Source organism: Variovorax sp. V118, assembly GCF_041154445.1.
In the GTDB taxonomy this organism is placed as follows: domain Bacteria; phylum Pseudomonadota; class Gammaproteobacteria; order Burkholderiales; family Burkholderiaceae_C; genus Variovorax; species Variovorax boronicumulans.
The window spans coordinates 2,456,928-2,474,205 of the sequence record NZ_AP028663.1; the positions used below are offsets into that span (position 1 = coordinate 2,456,928).

At 67.7% G+C, this 17,278-nt stretch carries 14 protein-coding genes; 6 read left to right on the forward strand and 8 right to left on the reverse strand.

Annotation, left to right across the window (positions count from 1 at the left end):
• Nucleotides 1-119: 119 nt before the first annotated feature.
• The gene (locus tag ACAM52_RS11250; RefSeq protein WP_369647030.1) at nt 120-827 is read left to right on the forward strand and encodes a GntR family transcriptional regulator; all 708 of its coding nucleotides are present in this window, start codon (nt 120-122) and stop codon (nt 825-827) included.
• Nucleotides 828-836: 9 nt separating this feature from the next.
• Nucleotides 837-3,893, forward strand: coding sequence for an FAD-binding and (Fe-S)-binding domain-containing protein (locus ACAM52_RS11255; protein WP_369647031.1), 3,057 nt, complete (start codon nt 837-839; stop codon nt 3,891-3,893).
• 27 nt (nt 3,894-3,920) lie between these two features.
• Here ACAM52_RS11255 and ACAM52_RS11260 read toward each other — a convergent pair whose 3' ends face one another.
• The 6 genes from ACAM52_RS11260 to ACAM52_RS11285 are packed head-to-tail and all read right to left on the reverse strand — an operon-like array spanning nt 3,921 to nt 11,089.
• Nucleotides 3,921-7,727 (reverse strand): pilus assembly protein, encoded by a 3,807-nt coding sequence (locus tag ACAM52_RS11260; protein ID WP_369647032.1) that lies wholly within the window; start codon nt 7,725-7,727, stop codon nt 3,921-3,923.
• A 49-nt stretch (nt 7,728-7,776) separates the two neighbouring features.
• On the reverse strand, nt 7,777-8,280 hold the full coding sequence (locus ACAM52_RS11265; RefSeq protein WP_369647033.1) for a type IV pilin protein: 504 nt from the start codon (nt 8,278-8,280) through the stop codon (nt 7,777-7,779).
• 4 nt (nt 8,281-8,284) lie between these two features.
• The gene (locus ACAM52_RS11270) at nt 8,285-8,893 is read right to left on the reverse strand and encodes a PilX N-terminal domain-containing pilus assembly protein (RefSeq protein ID WP_369647034.1); all 609 of its coding nucleotides are present in this window, start codon (nt 8,891-8,893) and stop codon (nt 8,285-8,287) included.
• The gene (locus ACAM52_RS11275; RefSeq protein ID WP_369647035.1) at nt 8,890-9,894 is read right to left on the reverse strand and encodes a PilW family protein; all 1,005 of its coding nucleotides are present in this window, start codon (nt 9,892-9,894) and stop codon (nt 8,890-8,892) included. Before ACAM52_RS11275 ends, ACAM52_RS11270 begins: the two co-directional genes overlap by 4 nt.
• Nucleotides 9,891-10,490, reverse strand: a complete 600-nt coding sequence (gene pilV / locus ACAM52_RS11280; protein ID WP_369647036.1) for a type IV pilus modification protein PilV — start codon at nt 10,488-10,490, stop codon at nt 9,891-9,893. Before pilV ends, ACAM52_RS11275 begins: the two co-directional genes overlap by 4 nt.
• The gene (locus ACAM52_RS11285) at nt 10,487-11,089 is read right to left on the reverse strand and encodes a GspH/FimT family pseudopilin (RefSeq protein ID WP_369647037.1); all 603 of its coding nucleotides are present in this window, start codon (nt 11,087-11,089) and stop codon (nt 10,487-10,489) included. Before ACAM52_RS11285 ends, pilV begins: the two co-directional genes overlap by 4 nt.
• A 252-nt stretch (nt 11,090-11,341) precedes the next feature.
• Here ACAM52_RS11285 and ACAM52_RS11290 point away from each other — a divergent pair, with 252 nt between their 5' ends.
• A complete protein-coding gene (locus tag ACAM52_RS11290; RefSeq protein ID WP_369647038.1) occupies nt 11,342-11,899 on the forward strand; it encodes a methylated-DNA--[protein]-cysteine S-methyltransferase in 558 nt (185 codons plus the stop codon).
• A 10-nt stretch (nt 11,900-11,909) separates the two neighbouring features.
• Here the strand turns inward: ACAM52_RS11290 and ACAM52_RS11295 are convergent, their stop codons facing one another.
• Both ACAM52_RS11295 and ACAM52_RS11300 read right to left on the reverse strand, forming a co-directional pair.
• Complete coding sequence (locus ACAM52_RS11295) at nt 11,910-13,130, reverse strand: MFS transporter (RefSeq protein ID WP_369647039.1); 1,221 nt, start codon at nt 13,128-13,130, stop codon at nt 11,910-11,912.
• A gap of 78 nt (nt 13,131-13,208) precedes the next feature.
• A complete protein-coding gene (locus tag ACAM52_RS11300; RefSeq protein ID WP_369647040.1) occupies nt 13,209-14,090 on the reverse strand; it encodes a LysR substrate-binding domain-containing protein in 882 nt (293 codons plus the stop codon).
• Between the two features lie 150 nt (nt 14,091-14,240).
• On the opposite strand from ACAM52_RS11300, the gene ACAM52_RS11305 reads away from it, so the two are divergent.
• The 3 genes from ACAM52_RS11305 (at nt 14,241) to ACAM52_RS11315 (ending at nt 17,278) form a co-directional block, all read left to right on the forward strand.
• Nucleotides 14,241-15,353, forward strand: a complete 1,113-nt coding sequence (locus tag ACAM52_RS11305; protein ID WP_369647041.1) for an MFS transporter — start codon at nt 14,241-14,243, stop codon at nt 15,351-15,353.
• Nucleotides 15,350-15,961 (forward strand): pyridoxamine 5'-phosphate oxidase family protein, encoded by a 612-nt coding sequence (locus ACAM52_RS11310; RefSeq protein WP_369647042.1) that lies wholly within the window; start codon nt 15,350-15,352, stop codon nt 15,959-15,961. The genes ACAM52_RS11305 and ACAM52_RS11310 overlap by 4 nt, the downstream gene beginning before the upstream one ends.
• A 99-nt stretch (nt 15,962-16,060) precedes the next feature.
• On the forward strand, nt 16,061-17,278 hold the full coding sequence (locus ACAM52_RS11315) for a multidrug effflux MFS transporter (RefSeq protein WP_369647043.1): 1,218 nt from the start codon (nt 16,061-16,063) through the stop codon (nt 17,276-17,278).

Below are 17,278 nucleotides of genomic sequence, written 5' to 3' on the forward strand. Positions count from 1 at the left end.
GCTCTCCTTGTGCGCTCAGTTTTGCATTCAAAATGCATTTATGTATGCTGGTTTATACCTATCAACCTTGGTTGTATCGGCTATTTTTTGCATTCAAAATGCAGACAAGGGAACCTCACATGACCGCTGAAATCATCGAAATCTCCAGGCTGGCCTTGCATGACCAGGTGGCGTCGCGCCTGCGCACCATGCTGGTGGAGGGGCGCATCTCGCCCGGCGCCAAGCTCAATGAACGCGAGCTGTGCCTGCAGCTGAACGTGTCGCGCACGCCGCTGCGCGAGGCCATCAAGTTGCTGGCGGCTGAGGGGCTGGTCGACCTGCTGCCCAACCGCGGCGCGGTGGCGGTGAAGCTCACCGAGGCCGACGTGCTCAACACCTTCGAGGTGCTGGCGATGCTCGAGGGCATGTCGGGCGAGCTGGCGGCCAAGCGCATCACCGACGAGGAACTGGCCGAGGTGCGTGCGCTGCACTACGAAATGATGGCCTGCTTCGCGCGGCGCGACCTGTCGGGCTACTACCGCCTGAACGCGCGCATCCACACGGCCATCAACGACGCGGCGGCGAACCCGGTGCTGTCGAACACCTACCGCTCGATCAACGCCCGCGTGCAGTCGCTGCGCTTTCGCACCAACCAGGACGAGACCAAGTGGAAGCACGCGGTCGAGGAGCACGAGCAGATGGTGCAGGCGCTGGCCGCGCGCGACGCGCAGGCCATGCGCAAGGTGCTCACGGCGCACGTGCTGCGCAAGCGCGACACCGTGCTGGAGCTGCTGCGCGCCGGGCAGATCTATCCGCAAGCCAAGAGCACAACCAACAAAGCGAGCTGACACCCCACCATGCGCATCGATCCCGCCAGCCACGTGCAGCCAGCCGGAACCGTTCTTCCGCCCAACGACACCTGTGAACTGCTGGCGCGCCGGCTGCGCACCGACACGCAGGGCGAGGTGCTGTTCGACGACGGCTCGCGCGGGCGCTACGCCACCGACGCGTCGATCTACCAGATCACGCCGGTCGGCGCCTTCGTGCCCACGAACGAGCGCGACATCGCCACCGCCATCGACATCGCGCGCGACCTGAAGGTGCCGGTGCTGGCGCGCGGCGGCGGCACCAGCCAGTGCGGCCAGACCACGGGCGCGGCGCTGGTGATCGACAACAGCAAGCACTTTCGCAAGGTGCTCGAGGTGAACGTGGAAGAGGGCACCGCGACGGTCGAGCCGGGCCTGGTGCTCGATCACCTGAACGCGCAGCTCAAGCCGCACGGGCTGTGGTACCCGGTCGACGTGTCGACCAGCGCGCAGGCCACGCTGGGCGGCATGGCGGGCAACAACTCCTGCGGCTCGCGCTCCATCGCCTACGGGAACATGGTGCACAACGTGCTGGGCGCGAGCGCGTGGTTGTCGAGTGGCGAGCTGGTCGAATTTGGTCCGGTGGGCCAGCTGGACGCGCGCGCGGCCGGCATCGCGCAGTTCGTGCACGGGCTGGCGAAAGCGCACCGCGACGCCATGGCGCAGCACTGGCCCAAGGTGATGCGCCGCGTGGCGGGCTACAACCTCGACATCTTCGACAACCAGAGCGAGAAGCCGTACACGGCCGACGGCAGCGTGAACCTGGCGCACCTGCTCATCGGCGCCGAAGGCACGCTGGCCTACACCCGCAGCCTGAAGCTCAAGCTGGCGCCGCTGCCGCGCGCCAAGGTGCTGGGCATCGTGAACTTCCCGACCTTTCATGCGGCCATGGACGCGGCGCAGCACATCGTGAAACTGGGACCCACGGCGGTGGAGCTGGTCGACCGCACGATGATCGAGCTGAGCCTGGCCAACCCCGCGTTCAAGCCGACCGTGGAAACGGCGTTGATCGGCAAGCCCACTGCGATCCTGCTGGTCGAGTTCTCGGGCGCCGACAAGGCTGCGTTGCTGCCTCAACTGAAGCGGCTGGTCGAGCTGATGGGCGACCTCGGCCTGCCCGGCAGCGTGGTCGAGATGGCCGACGACGCGCGGCAGAAGAACCTGTGGGAGGTGCGCAAGGCCGGCCTCAACATCATGATGAGCCTCAAGGGCGACGGCAAACCCGTGAGCTTCATCGAGGACTGCGCCGTGCCGCTGGTGCACCTAGCCGAATACACCGACGCGCTGACCGAGGTGTTCGCCAAGTACGGCAGCCGCGGCACCTGGTACGCGCATGCCTCGGTGGGCACGCTGCATGTGCGGCCCATTCTCGACATGCGCGCCGACGGCGCGGCCAAGATGCGCGCCATCGCGGAAGAGGCCAGCGCGCTGGTGCGCAAGTACAAGGGCGCCTTCAGCGGTGAGCATGGCGACGGCCTGTGCCGCGGCGAATGGATCGAATGGCAGTTCGGCCCGGCGATCAACGAGGCTTTTCGCGCGATCAAGCAGCAGCTCGATCCGATCGGCCTGTTCAACCCCGGCAAGATCATCGACCCGCCGCGCATGGACGACGGCGCGCTGTTCCGCTTTGCGCCGCCCACCGCGCCGAAGCCGTACCGCCGCATCGAATTGAAGCCCGTGCTCGACTGGTCGGGCTGGAACGTCAACGCCGACCCGGTGACCGAGCTGACCACCGCGCCCGGCACCGGCGGCGACAGCACCGGCGGCCTCGCCAAGGCCGTGGAGATGTGCAACAACAACGGCCATTGCCGCAAGTTCGACGCCGGCACCATGTGCCCCAGCTACCGCGTGACGCGCGACGAGCAGCACCTGACGCGCGGGCGCGCCAACACGCTGCGCCTGGCGCTGTCGGGCCAGCTCGGCGCCGACGCCTTCACCAGCGAGGCCATGCACGAGACCATGGACCTGTGCGTGGGCTGCAAGGGCTGCAAACGCGATTGCCCGACGGGTGTCGACATGGCGAAGATGAAGGTCGAGTTTCTCGACCACTACAAGAAGCGGCACGGCCATACGCTGAAAGACAAGCTGGTCGCCTACATGCCCGACTACGCGCACCGCGCCAGCCGCATGCCCTGGCTGCTGAACCTGCGCAACCGCGTGCCGGGGGCGGCGTGGCTGGGCGAGAAGATGCTGGGCTTTTCGGCGAAGCGCTCATTGCCCGAATGGCGCACCGACACCTTCTGGCGTGCGAAGGACGCGGTGGCGGTCGGCCTCTTTTCCGATCAGGCCTCGGTGCTGGCCGCTGCGGCGCGCGGCGAGAAGGTCGCCGTGCTGTTCGTCGACACCTTCAACGGCACCTTCGAAAGCGAAAACGCCGTCGCGGCCGCGCGCGTGCTGCACGCCGCGGGCTATGCGCTGCACACGGTGGAGAAGGGCGGCGGGCACCACTGCTGCGGCCGGACCTTCCTGGCCAGCGGCATGGTGGACGAAGCCAAGGTGCGCGCCGGCGCGTTGATCGACGCGTTGCTGCCACTGGCGCAAGCCGGTGTTCCCATCGTCGGGCTCGAGCCCTCGTGCCTGCTCACGCTGCGCGACGAAACACTGGTGATGGGCTTCGGTGAGAAGGCGCAGACTGTCGCAAAGCAGGCGCTGCTGTTCGAAGAGTTCATCGCCCGCGAACGCAAGGCCGGCCGCTTCGAACTCGCGCTGAAGCCGGCCACCGCACCGATCCTGCTGCACGGCCACTGCCACCAGAAGGCCTTCGGCGCGGTGAGCCCGATCATGGACGTGCTGAAGCTGATTCCGGGCGCCGAGCCCGAACTCATCGAGAGCTCATGCTGCGGCATGGCCGGCAGCTTCGGCTACGAGGCGAGCCACTTCGAGGTGTCGATGCAGATGGCCGAAGCGAGCCTGCTGCCGGCTATCCGCGCGAGGCCCGATGCGATCGTGGTGGCGGACGGCACGAGCTGCAGGCACCAGATCGGCGACGGGGCGCAGCGCGAGGCGGTGCATGTGGCGGTGCTGCTGGCGCGGCACATGATGCTCTGAGGCGGCTGCGGCTTTCTCTTTCGGAACTCAGAAGGGTGGCGAGACCACCTGGCGCCAGCTGCGGCGCCAGGTGCGGGAGTCGGGGCAGCCATCGCCGGCTTTCTCTGTGCCGCCCGGGCCGGTCAGGTAGCCGGTCTCGTTGGTGCAACTGGTCCTGGGCTTGCCATCGGGGTGGCCTTCGTTGGGCTGGCCGATCATGTTCCGCGAGTTCACGTTGCCGCGTGTGAAGCCTCCGGTGGGGATCGAGACGACCGAATATGCGTCGAAGCTGCCGTTGCCATCCACGTCGAAAGAGTTCTTGTTCTTGCCGGTGAGGGCGTCGAGCACGTAAATGATGTTGGGCAGGCTGCCTGTGGCCGTGCAGGATTCGATGCCCTGCACCTTGTCCTCGGGCAGGAAGGACGAGACGATCACGCTGCTGCCCAGGTTGGCCAGGTCACCGACCACGCGCTCGCCGTTGAGCATGGCGCCGGTGTATGGGATCGTGCCGAGATTCAGCCGCCATCCCTTCTTGTCTTTCCAGTCGACGGTATTCGTGCTGAGTTGGTAGAAGTCCTTGCCGGCTTCGAGGCCAAGCTCGGGCCTTTTGACCGTCGCCTTGTTGATGGTCTGCGTCACCAGTTTCGAAACGGCGACGGGTTCGGTGCCGGACTTGTCGTCGCCCCCGATCGGTGTCTGGTCCCAGATGCCGTAGAGGGCTTGCGGCGTGGCCGGCGTCGCTAGGTCGCCTTCGTCGAGCAGGATGCCGGTGCCGACCACGACGATCGCACCGCACGACGAGGTGGCGTTGTAGGTGCAGGCGCTTCCGTCGCCGGGGTGAACCTGCCATGCCGGCGCGGCGTAGATCGGCTGCATCTTGCCGCCTTCCGTGGTGAACAATCGCCTGGGAACGGACCCCTCGAGTTTGGCGCTGCGCAGGTCGAATCGCCACAGGTTGCCATTCGCGTCGCCGGCGTAGGCAGCGACGATACGGCGGGTGGTGTCCCGCACGGCGACCACGCCGCCCAGACCTCGGTTGCCGCCGCTGGCATCAGTGCCAAAGCCCGTGGGAAGTGGAGTGAATTGCTTGAGTTTGCCGGTGAGTGCCTCCACCACGTACAGCCCGACCTGTTTGCCGGCTTCCGGGTAGTGGCCGCTGCCCGTCAGCATGACCCAGGTGCCGTCGTCCAGCTGGCCCGCGACGGGGTTGTTGGTCACATAGGCCAGATCGGCGTACTCCTTGTGTTTGTTGTTCACCTCCCAGAGAAAGTGGTTCTCGGTCGGCTTCCGGTTGGCCGTATTCAAAGGCGACTCCAGCCCGTACATGAAGGGGCCTGCACGCCCTCCGGTGCCAAGCACCAACTGGTGCCAGGTCTTCTCTGTGCCGGCCGCGCCCTGGCCTGTTCTGCCGTACACATCCTGCTCGACCAACGGACCGTCGAGCGTGTAGCGAAAGCGGAAGTTCGGGTTGGCGAGATCGATCTGGGACGCCATGGCGCCCTTGGGCATGAATGCCGCCAGCTCGGTGCCGGCAGCGGCATCGCTCTTGTTCGCGTTCAGTACATGAACTTTGCCGTTGTTGGTGGCGGCAAAGATGGTGGGAGGGCGTGTGGCTTTGCTCACCTTGTAGTTGGCATAGGCAATACCCCTGCCGTCGACCAGGCTGGAGGCGTCGTAGCCCATATCGAAACGCCCGCCGACGAATACCGGTGGCGAATTGACCGAGGCGCCGATGGGCTGCTTGCGCAGCCGGTAGACCGTGCCGCCGACATCTTTTTGCGCGTTGTCTCCCAGCAGGTAGCGGACGAAGCTCTCGTCGGTGGCTTGCCGCTTGTCGGCATTCAGCAGCGCTTGGAAATCGGTCGGTAGTTTGTCCAGTCTCGTGTTGTAGGTCAGCGCCGTGCGCAGGCCACTGTCAAGCGTGTTCGGGTCGTAAGTCGACAAGGAGAAGATCGTCCGCTCGTTCGCAGGCGGCATCTTGGCATTGGCCGACCAGACCGGCTTCGGTTTCCCCGGCTCCTTGGAGGTGTAGCCACCATCGGCATTCAGTTCGAAGGCCTTGATGTCACCGCTGTTGTCCGCTGTCTGGTATTCGGTCGTGTACTTGTACTGGCCCGTCAGCGTCTGGAATTCATTGCTGTTGCCCGACACCGCAACGCCCGCGTCGTTGCCGGACCCCACCATGCTGCTCAGCGCGTTGTCCAAGGCCCGGCGCACATCGTCGCCCGAGTAGACGCTGTAGGAGCGGCCGCCGCCGGTGAAGCCGGCGCGGATGAAGTCGTCGACGCGCCGGGCGTCGTCCGAATCTCTGTCGCCGCTGTTCAGGTCGCCGGTGGCCCAGGTGGGGCTCCTCACGGGATTGCCGGAAAGCCAATCGTTGTTGTAGCTCTCGATCTGATTCCAGGTCAGGCCGCCGACCTTGCCAGCCTCACCGGACGGCGTCAGGCCCCAGCCGATGGTGAAGGTCGTCATGTTCTGCCAGAACGTGGGGTTGTGCGGTCCGCTCATCGGGGGCACGTCGTTGGTCAGGGTCGCGGAGAAATCCGTGTGCCAGAAATAGCGGGCCGTCAGGTCGGCGAACCCGTTGCTGCTGGCACCGCCGTCGCTGTAGGGGATATAGAGGTTCCTGGCGTTGAGTTTCGTGACCGGGGTCGTGCTGTCGTGGCCGGGGGCGCCTTTGGGTTGATAGCTGAATGCGGCGGCATTTCCGGATGGCTTGCCATCGAAGTTGATGCTTGCGTTGCTAGCGGTGTAGCGGGTGTCCAGGCCTTGTGCGGTGCCCAGGTTCCACGCGCCGTCGGACAGCACGATGCTGTAGGCGCGCCGGCAGCTCAGTTCACCGCTCTTCGGGTCGTTGGGGTCGTTTTTCCAGGGACTGCTCAGCGGGGCGGACGTGATGGACTGCGTTGCGTTGCCTGCGTAGTAGTTGGCGGCGAGCACCAGAGCGTTGTGACTCGGCGTTCCCCCGGTCAGCGCGATGCCATAGATCCAATCGTAGAAATCGGTTTTCCACTTCTTTCCGGTAGTGGCCGTTTCGTCCCTGAAATAGTTGACACCGCTCACGATGTTCTTCGCGGCGTCCGCGCCCTCGTTGTATTGCACGTACCCCACCCTGAACTTGTTTTCGTAGCTCTGCATCGCCTGGCCCAGCGCGGTGCTGACGGCGAGTGCACGGGTGCGATACCACTCGTGCCAATTCAGGATGTTCTTGAGCTCGGCTTCCTGGCTGCACCGAGCGGCGCTTTCTCCGCAGTCTGTTCGCTTGTGTCCATCAGGCAGTTCAACGGGCTGGTTCGTGAGTGGATAGGCGAGGTTGGTCAGTTTCCTGTTGTCGGCAATGGCGCAGTCGTTGTTCTTGCAATGAACGTAGGAAAAGATCTTCCCAGTGGCCTCCGTCGCTGTGCCGTACTTCACGTGTGCCGGAAACGTTCTGCCGGATTGGTTGCTGATGAAGAAGGCCGGGTTGGTCTGCTTCGCGCCATTGGCTGTAACCCGGGCCGCATAGGTAACGGCCGGGTTGTAGTACTGCGTATTCACGCTGCTCGACCGCATGGCGTGCCAGCCATACTTCCCGTCGCAAACAGCCCCCTCCGTGCCCTTGCAATTGTCCGGGACCGAATAGCCTTCCTGATATTCGAACGTCATCGATCTGGAGTTGTCCAGCACGAACATCAGATTGGGCTTGGCGCCCGGCACGGCGTTGTACAGCGGGGCCTGGCTCGGCGTCGTGGCGGCCAGCGCGTCGCCAAGGGGAAGAAGCGCCGCGCCCCACGCGGCAGCGAGACTGACGAAGGTTCGCAGCATGCGTGCGGCCCTGGCGGGTACCTGAACAAGAAACGGGCGCGTGGCGGTCATGCGGTTTTCCCTGCGGTTGAAAGTGGGGCGCTGATAAGGCGTGCGAGATTCATCGCCAGCATTCCTTCGTCAGCAGTCCTGTGACCTCGTCATCCATGTCCTTCACACCCAGGCCGCTCAAGGTCAGCGTGCCGCACCGATCGCCGGTCATGCTGCCGGTGCGGGTGGCCTTGAGGATGAAGCTGGGTGGGGTGTCGCGCGCGAAGACGGCGATGGTGTAGTTGGCGGCGCCGGACTTCGGCGACTGCTGCAAGGCCTTGGGCAACAGGCTCTCTGCGCCTTTCTTCTGCTCGGTCTCCTCGCCGGCATCACCCGCGACAGCGGTGTAGCGATCGTTCGCCGAGTAGTAGCGCTGCATGAACTGCGCGGCCTCCATCAGGATGCCCTGGGCTTCGGCGCGCTTGGAGCGGCGCACGTGCTCCTGGTAGTTCGGCAGCGCGATGGCGGCCAGGATGGCGACGATCGCGACGACGACCATGACTTCGATCAGCGTGAAGCCGCGGCGGGAGCGCGAAGAAGCAGAAGGCAGGTGTGTCATGGCGATGAAGGTCATGAAGTCATTTGTCGCGCGTCAGCACGGACTGCAGCCACGCTTCGGCGCCTTGGGTGGCGACGCCGGTCGACGTCTCGAACCGGGCGTTGTTGGCAAAGCCCCGGGCGGTGATCAGGTAGCCGGTCAGACTGGGCGTCGAGGTGGTGGCGATCTTCTGGATGAGGCAGCGCGGTTCGATCTCCAGGGGCGTGGCGTCGACCGTGGTGCCGGTGGGCTTCTTGTTGACATACGCCTTCGGAACGGCGATCGCGCTGTTGCCCACCCAGCTGGCCTTCTTGCGCCATGCCGCGGTTTCGTCGAACTCCGAGCCGATGGGGGTCGTGATGATCCGGGCGCGCATGCCGACGGAGGCGTACTCGGTGTAGTCCTTGTCGTCGCCGTCGAAGATGGCCACCTGTTCGCAAAATCGCAGCGCGGTCTCGGCGGCCTCGCGCGCGACCTCGGTCGAACGGATGCCATTCACGCTGCGCTCGCTCTGCGTGGCATTGCGGATCGCGAAGGTGCCGACCAGCGACAGGATCACGACCAGGATCAGCGTGACGATCAGCACGACGCCGCGTTCGTACGCACGGCCGGCCATACGGCGCGGAAGAGGGGATGGCTTCGTGTTCATGGGGTGATCAGGCGGTTGCGCAGCAGCACCGTGGTGGTGAAGGTCCTGCGCAGGTAGCCGTCGGTGCCGGTGCGGTCGGTGTTGTCGCATCGCTTGTAGGCAAGGCCGCCCTCGGGCACGTCGCGCACCGGCCGGTCGCTGCGCATCTGCAGGCACACGCGCACGCTCAGCACGCGGCTCCAGCGGTCTTCGGCGAGATCGGCAAGAACGCCGCTGCTGGCCAGGGCATCGACACCCGCGGCATCCAGGTACTTGACGATCTGGTGTCGCAACGGGTCGTAGGTGGCCGCCAGCTCGATGCTGGGACGGCTGGCCACGCCATAAAGAATGCGCATGCTCTCGACGTTGGCCAGCAACGGCTGCGAGGGGCCGATGGCGTTGACGGCGTCGCGCTTTTCCATGCCGCGGCAGGACAGCATCGGTGCCGTGCTCGCGTCTGTCACCAGATAGCGGTTGTCGGCCAGTGCGTAGTCGGCGGGTGGGGGCGCGCCGGGGGGCGGCGTGGGCGGCGGGTTCACCTGCGACGGCGTGAGGGCGTTGATGCCGTTGCCCAGGCAGTTCGTCGCCAGCTTGGCGTCGGTGCCCGTGGGCATGGTGTTGTCGGTGGTGGCTTCGTAGCGGATGGCGATGGCGTCGCTGCCCTTGCCTGTGCACGACAGCTTGTCGAAGGCGGCTGCGGCGTCGGTGAATCCGCCGGTGCATCCACGCACGGCGGGGCCGGCGTAGTTGCCCATCACCGTGGCGCCGTTGCTCGGAATGAGCTGTTGCGAGTAGCCGGCCTGCTTGAGCTGCTGCTGGATCAGGTTGAGCGCGAGGATGCCGTCCTCGTTCAACTGCGTCTCGGCCTGCGACAACTGGCTGCTGCGGCTGGAGGTCGAGAACGTGGACAGGGCGGCTGCCAGGATCACCAGTCCGATCGTCAGCGAGATCATCAGTTCGATCAGCGTGAAGCCGCGGACCGCGTTGCGCGTGCGTGGGAGCGCAGTGAAGACGGTGCTCACAGCGTGACCCGGAAGTACATGCAGTTCACCTCTGCCGGGGCCGCGATGTTGGCGCCGGCGATGGGGCAGGCCTGGTGCTGCGCGAAGCCCGTGTCCTCCGCGATGGCGCGCCAGATCAGCCAGATGTTCAGCACGCGCGTGGCCGGCAGGCCGTTCACGCCAGAGGCCGCGTCGGCCAGTTCCGTCGTGACGTAGGCCGTGCCGCCGGGCAGCCGGTTCCCGACATTCGTGAGCCACTGCGCGAGGTCGTAGGCGGCAATGGCCGCGCCACAGGTGTTGACCGGCCTGTCGGGAACGGAGGTGTCGACCTCGCAGGCGGCTGGCGGCGGCGTGGGGTCCGTGGAGGCCGCTTCGCGCGTGCTGGCGTTGTAGGCCTTGGCGTGGGTGTAGCCGGCAAAGCCGGCGAGGTTGGCGCGGGCTCGTTCCGCGTAGTCGTTCACCAGGCTCAGGCCGGTGGCGCGCATGCGCGAGAACTGGTTGTACTTGAGGGCCGCCGACGTGAGCCCCGCCATGCCGAACAGGCCGATGGCCAGGATGACAATGGCGACCAGCACCTCGATGAGAGTGGCGCCGTGTTGTTGTGTGGAGCGCTTCATTCGTCGTTGCCCGAACAGTCTTCGCCATCCGCGGCGTAGCGGATGCGCCCGGGCTTGCTGATGCACAGCGTCTTGCGTGCCCATGGGGTGGTACTGGCTGCTTCGAAACCGGGGGCCTCGACCGTGATGCTGTTGCTCCCCGAGCTCACCAGACCATTGGGCAGGAAGACAAAGCGGCCCGCTTTGCCGAGGGCGATCTTCGCGATGCCGGGCAGTGCGTCCTGCCGCAGCAGCACCTCGTCTGTCGATTCGGAATAGGAGAAGTCGCCGTCGCGGTCGTTGTTGACGAAGACGATCCAGCCGGCCGCTAGATCGTTGCCGCCCGAGCCGGTTTCGCAGTCGACCGCGGTGCCGGCGCGCAACTGGCAGACGACGACGGGTCTTGCGCGGGCGATGGCTTCGGTGCGTGCGGTGCGCAACGAACCGGTCACGGCGTTGACGGCGTTGGACAGCCGCCATTGCACGATGAAGCGCGTCATCGAAGGCGCCGCGATGCCGATCAGGATCGCGAGGATCGCCAGCGTGACCATCAACTCGATGGCCGTCAGTCCGCGCTGGTCGCGCAGCCGCGCCGGCCGCGAAGAATCGCGTGGCCTCATGTGCATGTGTCTCCCTGTTGTTTTGGAATTTCAGCCGACAACTTCTGGGCGCGAGACTAGGGGGCGATGCACATGTCCGACAACGGCTTGCCGACGTTCGGTGCGTTCGAAAGGATGAGCGGAAATGCCTCGAAGCGCCAAATGAAAGTTCGATATTTCGGGGTGTGTGGCTGGTACTTTTTCTCTTCTGCGGAAGAGGGCTTCGTACCCGTGTCCGCGCGCCGTTTTTCAACCTTGAATCACAATGCTTCGATGACTGCCGCATCCCCTTCCGAATCCGGCTTCGCCTTGTTCCCGACCGCCATCGGCGTGTGCGCGCTGGCCTGGGGGCCGCAGGGGCTGGTCGGTGTGCAACTGCCCGAAGAGCGGGGCGAGGCCGCGACGCGTGCGCGCATGCGCCGGCGCTTTCCTGACCTGGAGGAAGCCCTGCCGTCGCAGCGCGCGCAGCACGCCATCGCGGGCGTGCAGGCGCTGCTCGAAGGTGCGACCGACGACCTGTGCGACATCGAGCTCGACATGCGCGGCGTGTCCGAGTTCCATCAGCGCGTCTATGCGATCGCGCGGCGCATTCCGCCGGGGCAGACGCGCACCTACGGCGAGGTGGCCGAAGAACTGGGCGACAAGGGCCTGTCGCGCGCGGTCGGCCAGGCCATGGGCCACAACCCCTTCGCGCCGGTCGTGCCGTGCCACCGCGTGCTGGCTGCGGGCAACAAGCCGGGCGGCTTCTCGGCGGGCGGCGGTGCGTTGACCAAGCTGCGCATGCTCGACATCGAAGGCGCCACGCCGAGCGGGACGCGCTCGCTGTTCTGAGCTTGAACGGTCAGGCCGCCGGCACGGGCAGTTGTTGCAGCCCTGCGATGCGCGAGCCGAAGATGATCGCGGCCTGCAGCACGAAGCCCGCGAGCGCCAGCAGCAGGCAGGCCGGCTCGCCCCACATCGCGCCGACCAGGCCGCCGAGCGCTGCACCGACCGGGCGCGCACCTGCGTTCACCGTCAGGAACACCGCCGACACCCGGCCCAGCATCGCCGAGGCCGTCACGCTCTGGCGCAACGTGGTCGAGGTGATGACCCAGACCATCGGCCCCGCGCCGAACAGGAAGAACGAAAGCGCAGCCAGCGAGGCGGTCGGCACGACGAGGGTGGTCGCCATCGTCGCGGCGGCGGCCACCGCCACCGCCGGCCCGACCTGGATCGCGCGGCCGAACGGCAGCCGCGCCGTCACGCGCGAGGTCAGCAGCGCACCGACCACCATGCCCGCGCCGTACATCGCGAGCGTGAAGCCCACGGCCTGCGCGCCGAGGCCCAGCACGCGCACGGCATAGGGCACATAGCCCGCCTGCAGCACGAACCACGAGATGTTGAAGACCGCACCGGTCATCAGCATCGGCCGCAGGAACGCGTGTTGCCAGACGAAGCGCGCGCCGTCGTGCACGTCGCGCAGTGGATGGCGCGACGGGGCCGCGGGGCGGGGCGCTTCGTGCAGCCGCAGCAGCAGGCCCACGGCCGCCACCGACAGCACCGCCGCCAGCACGAAGGCCGACGACGCACCGGCCCACGCGACGAGCGCGCCCGCAAGCGCGGGCCCGGCCGTGAAGGCGGCACTGCGCGCCAGCTCCAGCCGCCCGTTGGCGCGCGCCAGCGCGTCGCGCGGCACGAGGGCAGGCACCAGCGCGGGCGCCGCGACGCTGAAGCCCACGGTGCCGACCGCGCCGAGGAACCCGAGCACGGCCAGCCCGCCGATGCCCAGCGTCGACGACAGCACCATGCCGAGCAAGGCCAGCAGCGACACCGCGCGCAGGCCCTCGGCCCACACCATCAAGCGCCGGCGCGACATGCGGTCCGCGAGCAGGCCCATCGGCAGCGAGACCAGCAGAAAGGGCAGCGTCTGCACCGCCGCGAGAAAGCCGATCTCGCCCGGCCCGGCGCCGAGCGCGAGCACGGCCACCAGCGGCACGGCCGCGAGGCTCAGTTGTTCGGCGGACTGCGCCGCAAGGTTGGCCCAGGCGAGGTGGGAGAAGGAGCGGGGAAGAGGCGAGGGCATGGGGCGGCACACGAAGAGAAAGACCGCATCCTCGGGGCCGCGCCCGTCTGCCGCTGGCCGTTTACGGACGTGGAAGCCTCAGCCCGCGTTCATCTGCTCGAACCACTCGGCCACGCACACCGCCTCGGGCGCCGCATCGGGCGCGAGGCCGTAGTAGTAGCGCTCCAGCGTCATCCGCAACCCAGGCAGCGGCGACTGCAGCCGCCCCGACGCCAGGTCGTGCGCCACCAGCGAGGTCGGGGCCAGCGCGATGCCCAGGCCGTCGACCGCGGCCTGCAGCACGAAGTGCAGGTGATCGAACTGCAGCCGACCGGCCGGCCGCGCGCGCGGTGCGCCGACCTGCTTCTTCCAGTCGTCCCAGTCGTCCTTGCGCGTGCGCGCCGACAGCAGCACGTGCGAGGCGAGGGCGCGCAGGTCGGGCAGCGGCTGCGTCTTGAACAGCGCGGGCGCGCCGACCACCAGCACTTCGTCTTCGAGGAAAGGCCGCACCTGGATCGACGACGGCCAGCCCTCGAGGCCGCGGCGCACGGCGATGTCGAAGCTGTCCGTGGCCTGCTCGGGCATGACGGTGCTGGTGACGACCTGCGGCTCGATATCGGGATGGCGTTCCACGAACGACGGCAGCCGGGGAATCAACCAACGCACCGCGAACGAGGGCCGCACGTTGATGCGCACCGCGCGCGCCGGTCCCTGCAGTTGCAGCGCGCGGGCCGCCGCGTGGATCTGCGCGAGCGCGGGCTCGGTCTCCGCAAAGAACTGCTGGCCCTCGGGCGTCAGCGTGACCTGCCGGATGCGGCGCTCGAACAGCGCCACGCCCAGGCAGGCTTCGAGGCTCTTGATCTGCCGGCTCACCGCGCTGTGCGTCACGTGCAGTTCAACCGCGGCACGCGTGAAGCTCAGGTGGCGGGCCGCCGCCACGAAGGCACGCACGGCATGGAGGGGCGGTTCGCGAAGCGGCATGCGTGCGATTTTCTCACGCATGCCGCGCGGGAATGTCGTTTGTCGGCGGGCGTCGCGAGCGGGCACGATAGGGGCTCGATGTCCGCCGCACCACCGCTTTCTCCCGCCGCTCCCGTCCGTTCCACCGACCTGGATTCCCGCCACGCCGCCATGGCACTTGGCCTGTCGCTGCCGGCCGACGTGGTGCTGTACCTGCTGCTGCCCATGTACGCGTCGCAGTTCGGCGTCTCGCTGGCCGAGGTCGGGTTGCTGCTGGCGGCCAACCGGCTGGTGCGCATCGCGGGCTACGGCTGGGTCGCGCGTTTCTATGCGCGCCACGGCGACCGGGCGAGCTGCACGCTGGCCGTGGTGGCCGCCGCATGCTGCGGGCTGGGCTACGCCACGCTCTCGGGGTTCTGGGCGCTGCTGCCGTTGCGGCTGACCTGGGGCCTGTGCTTCGCGGCGCTCAACCTGTCGACGCAAGCCCTGGCCACGGCCGACCCGATCGGTGCCGCGCAGCGCAGCGGGCGGTCGCGCGCCTTCATCGCGACCGGGCCGGTGCTCGCGCTGCCGCTCGCTGCGCTGCTGGCGTACACGGTCGGGCCGCGCGCGATCTTCGGCGTGCTGGCGGTGGTGTCGTTGCTCGCGCTGTTCGTCACGCGGCGGCTGCCGTCGAAGCCGCACCACAGTGCAACATCTGGAGTCGCGACGCGGCGCTTCTCGCGGCCGAACGCGCTCGACGGCTGGTCGTTCATGGAAGGGCTGGCGCTCGATGGCCTGTTCATCGTGGGCCTGTCGTACCTCGGCAAGGACCTGCTGCCCGGCGGTGCGGTGATCGTGGCGGGCGTGCTGATGGCGCTGCGCTACCTCGCGGAAATCTTTCTCGGACCGGTGGGCGGGCGCATGGCGGAGCACTTCGGCGCCGAGCGCCTGCTCGTGAGCCTGTCGCTGGTGACGTCGCTCGCGCTCGTGGGCTTTGGCCTGGGCTGGCTGTGGAGCTGCGCGGCGCTGATCGTGGTGCTGCGCGCGCTGCAGCTGCCGCTCCTGCCGCCCATCGTGGCGCGGCGCACGCCCGGACCGGAGCGCGTGCGGGCGCTCGCGGCCCGCGCGGTCTGGCGCGACATCGGCGCGGGCGCCGGGCCCTTGCTGGCCGGCGTGCTGCTGCCCATTGCCTCGCCGCCGTGGATCTACGGCAGTGCCGCGCTGTTGCTGGCGATCGCGGCGCTGGCCTGCGTCCGGCGCGCATCGCCACCCACCCCGATCCAGGAGAACATCGCCCCATGACCACCATCGACACCGTCGCGCAACTCGAAGCCCTGTTCGGCCAGCCGGGCGAGGCCTCGCTCAAGAAAGAGGTGCCGTACTTGCACCCGAGCTACCAGGCGCTGATCGCCGCATCGCCGTTCGCGGTGCTCGCGACCACCGGCCCCGGCGGGCTCGACGCCTCGCCACGCGGCGACGCCCCGGGCTTCGTCGCGGTGCAGGACGAGAGGACCTTGCTGCTGCCCGAGCGGCGCGGCAACAACCGCATCGACAGCCTGCGCAACATCGTGGCCGACCCGCGCGTGGCCTTGCTGTTCCTGATTCCGGGCGTGGGCGAGACGCTGCGCGTGAACGGGCGCGCACGCATCAGCGTGGCACCCGAGCTGCTGGCGCGCTTCGCGGTGGAAGGGCGCGCGCCCCAGTGCGTGATCGAGATCGCCGTCGAGACGGTGTTCTTCCAGTGCGCCCGCGCCATCCAGCGCTCGAAGCTCTGGGCGCCCGTGCCGGAAGACGCGCCGCGCACCGTGCCGACGCCGGGCGCCATCCTTTCGGCGCTGACCGATGCGGCCTTCGACGGCGCCACCTACGACCGCGAACTGCCGGCGCGGCAGCGGTCGACGCTGTACTGAACGGGGGCGACGTACCTCTCGGTAGAACGAATGCACTAGCGGCGAAAGCCGCCGACCCCACGCCTGCACCGATTGCGAGCCTTCGCCACAATCGACCCAATGCGTTCTTCTCCGTTCTTCAAAATGGCCCTGCTGCTGGGCCTGCTCTCCGCCATCGGGCCTTTCGCGATCGACATGTACCTCCCGGCCTTGCCCGCCATCGGGCAGAGCCTGCATGCGGACATCGGCGCGGTGCAGATGAGCCTCACCGCCTTCTTCCTGTCGCTCGGCGCGGGCCAGCTGCTCTACGGCCCGATCTCCGACATGGTCGGGCGCAAGCCGCCGCTGTATGCCGGGCTGGTGCTGTTCGCGCTGGCCAGCGTGGGCTGCGCGCTGGCGACCGACATCCAGACCCTGATCGCGCTGCGCTTCGTGCAGGGCCTGGGCGCGGCCGCCGGCATGGCGATTCCGCGCGCCGTGGTGCGCGACCTGCACACGGGCACCGACGCCGCGCGGCTGATGTCGCTGCTGATGCTGGTGTTCAGCGTGTCGCCCATCCTGGCGCCGCTCGCGGGCAGCCTGGTCATCGCCTTCACCGGCTGGCGCGGCGTGTTCTGGGCCGTCACCATCGCCGCGGTGGCGGGCCTGGCCATGATGGTCAAGCTGCTCGACGAAACACGCCCGGCCTCCGAGCGCGTCGAAAGCAGCCTGGGCAGCGCGCTGTCGGCCTACTGGCTGCTGCTGCGCGACTGGCATTACCTCGGGCTGGTGTTCATCGGCAGCTTCGCGATGGCGGGCTTCTTCACCTACCTGGCCAATTCGTCGTTCGTGATGATCGACCACTACGGCCTGTCGCCCGCGATGTACAGCGTGGCCTTCGGCGTGAACGCCGCGGCCTTCATCGCGGCCTCGCAGTTCACGGGCTCGCTGGGCGAGCGCTACGGGCTGGTCAACCTCGTCAAGTTCGGTGTGGCCTGCTGCGGCGTGGCAATGGTCGCCATGTTCGTGTACTTCGCGATGGGCGGCGACAACCTGTGGGTGCTGATCGTCCTGTACTTCATCGCCTCGGGCTTCATGGGCCTCGTGATCCCGACCACCGGCGTGCTGGCGCTCGAGATGCACGGCGCCATCGCCGGCACGGCCTCGGCGCTGCTGGGCACGCTGCAGATGCTGACCGGCGCGCTGGCGATGGCGGTGGTGGGGCTGTTCTCCAACGGCCGGCCGCTGCCGATGGTGGCGGGCATGGCCGCCGGTGCGCTCATCGCGCTGGTGCTGACCTGGCTCACGCTCGGCGGTGCGCGCTCGGAGCCGACCGGGGGCACGGCGCAGAAGGCCTGA

Bases quoted from the DNA above. Each gene is read 5' to 3' on its own strand.
- ACAM52_RS11260 (WP_369647032.1), bottom strand. From the start codon at position 7,727: ATGACCGCCACGCGCCCGTTTCTTGTTCAGGTACCCGCCAGGGCCGCA.
- ACAM52_RS11295 (WP_369647039.1), bottom strand. From the start codon at position 13,130: ATGCCCTCGCCTCTTCCCCGCTCCTTCTCCCACCTCGCCTGGGCCAAC.
- ACAM52_RS11255 (WP_369647031.1), top strand. From the start codon at position 837: ATGCGCATCGATCCCGCCAGCCACGTGCAGCCAGCCGGAACCGTTCTT.
- ACAM52_RS11285 (WP_369647037.1), bottom strand. From the start codon at position 11,089: ATGAGGCCACGCGATTCTTCGCGGCCGGCGCGGCTGCGCGACCAGCGC.
- ACAM52_RS11250 (WP_369647030.1), top strand. From the start codon at position 120: ATGACCGCTGAAATCATCGAAATCTCCAGGCTGGCCTTGCATGACCAG.
- ACAM52_RS11300 (WP_369647040.1), bottom strand. From the start codon at position 14,090: ATGCCGCTTCGCGAACCGCCCCTCCATGCCGTGCGTGCCTTCGTGGCG.
- ACAM52_RS11270 (WP_369647034.1), bottom strand. From the start codon at position 8,893: ATGAACACGAAGCCATCCCCTCTTCCGCGCCGTATGGCCGGCCGTGCG.
- ACAM52_RS11315 (WP_369647043.1), top strand. From the start codon at position 16,061: ATGCGTTCTTCTCCGTTCTTCAAAATGGCCCTGCTGCTGGGCCTGCTC.
- ACAM52_RS11305 (WP_369647041.1), top strand. From the start codon at position 14,241: ATGGCACTTGGCCTGTCGCTGCCGGCCGACGTGGTGCTGTACCTGCTG.
- ACAM52_RS11265 (WP_369647033.1), bottom strand. From the start codon at position 8,280: ATGACCTTCATCGCCATGACACACCTGCCTTCTGCTTCTTCGCGCTCC.
- ACAM52_RS11290 (WP_369647038.1), top strand. From the start codon at position 11,342: ATGACTGCCGCATCCCCTTCCGAATCCGGCTTCGCCTTGTTCCCGACC.
- pilV (WP_369647036.1), bottom strand. From the start codon at position 10,490: ATGAAGCGCTCCACACAACAACACGGCGCCACTCTCATCGAGGTGCTG.
- ACAM52_RS11310 (WP_369647042.1), top strand. From the start codon at position 15,350: ATGACCACCATCGACACCGTCGCGCAACTCGAAGCCCTGTTCGGCCAG.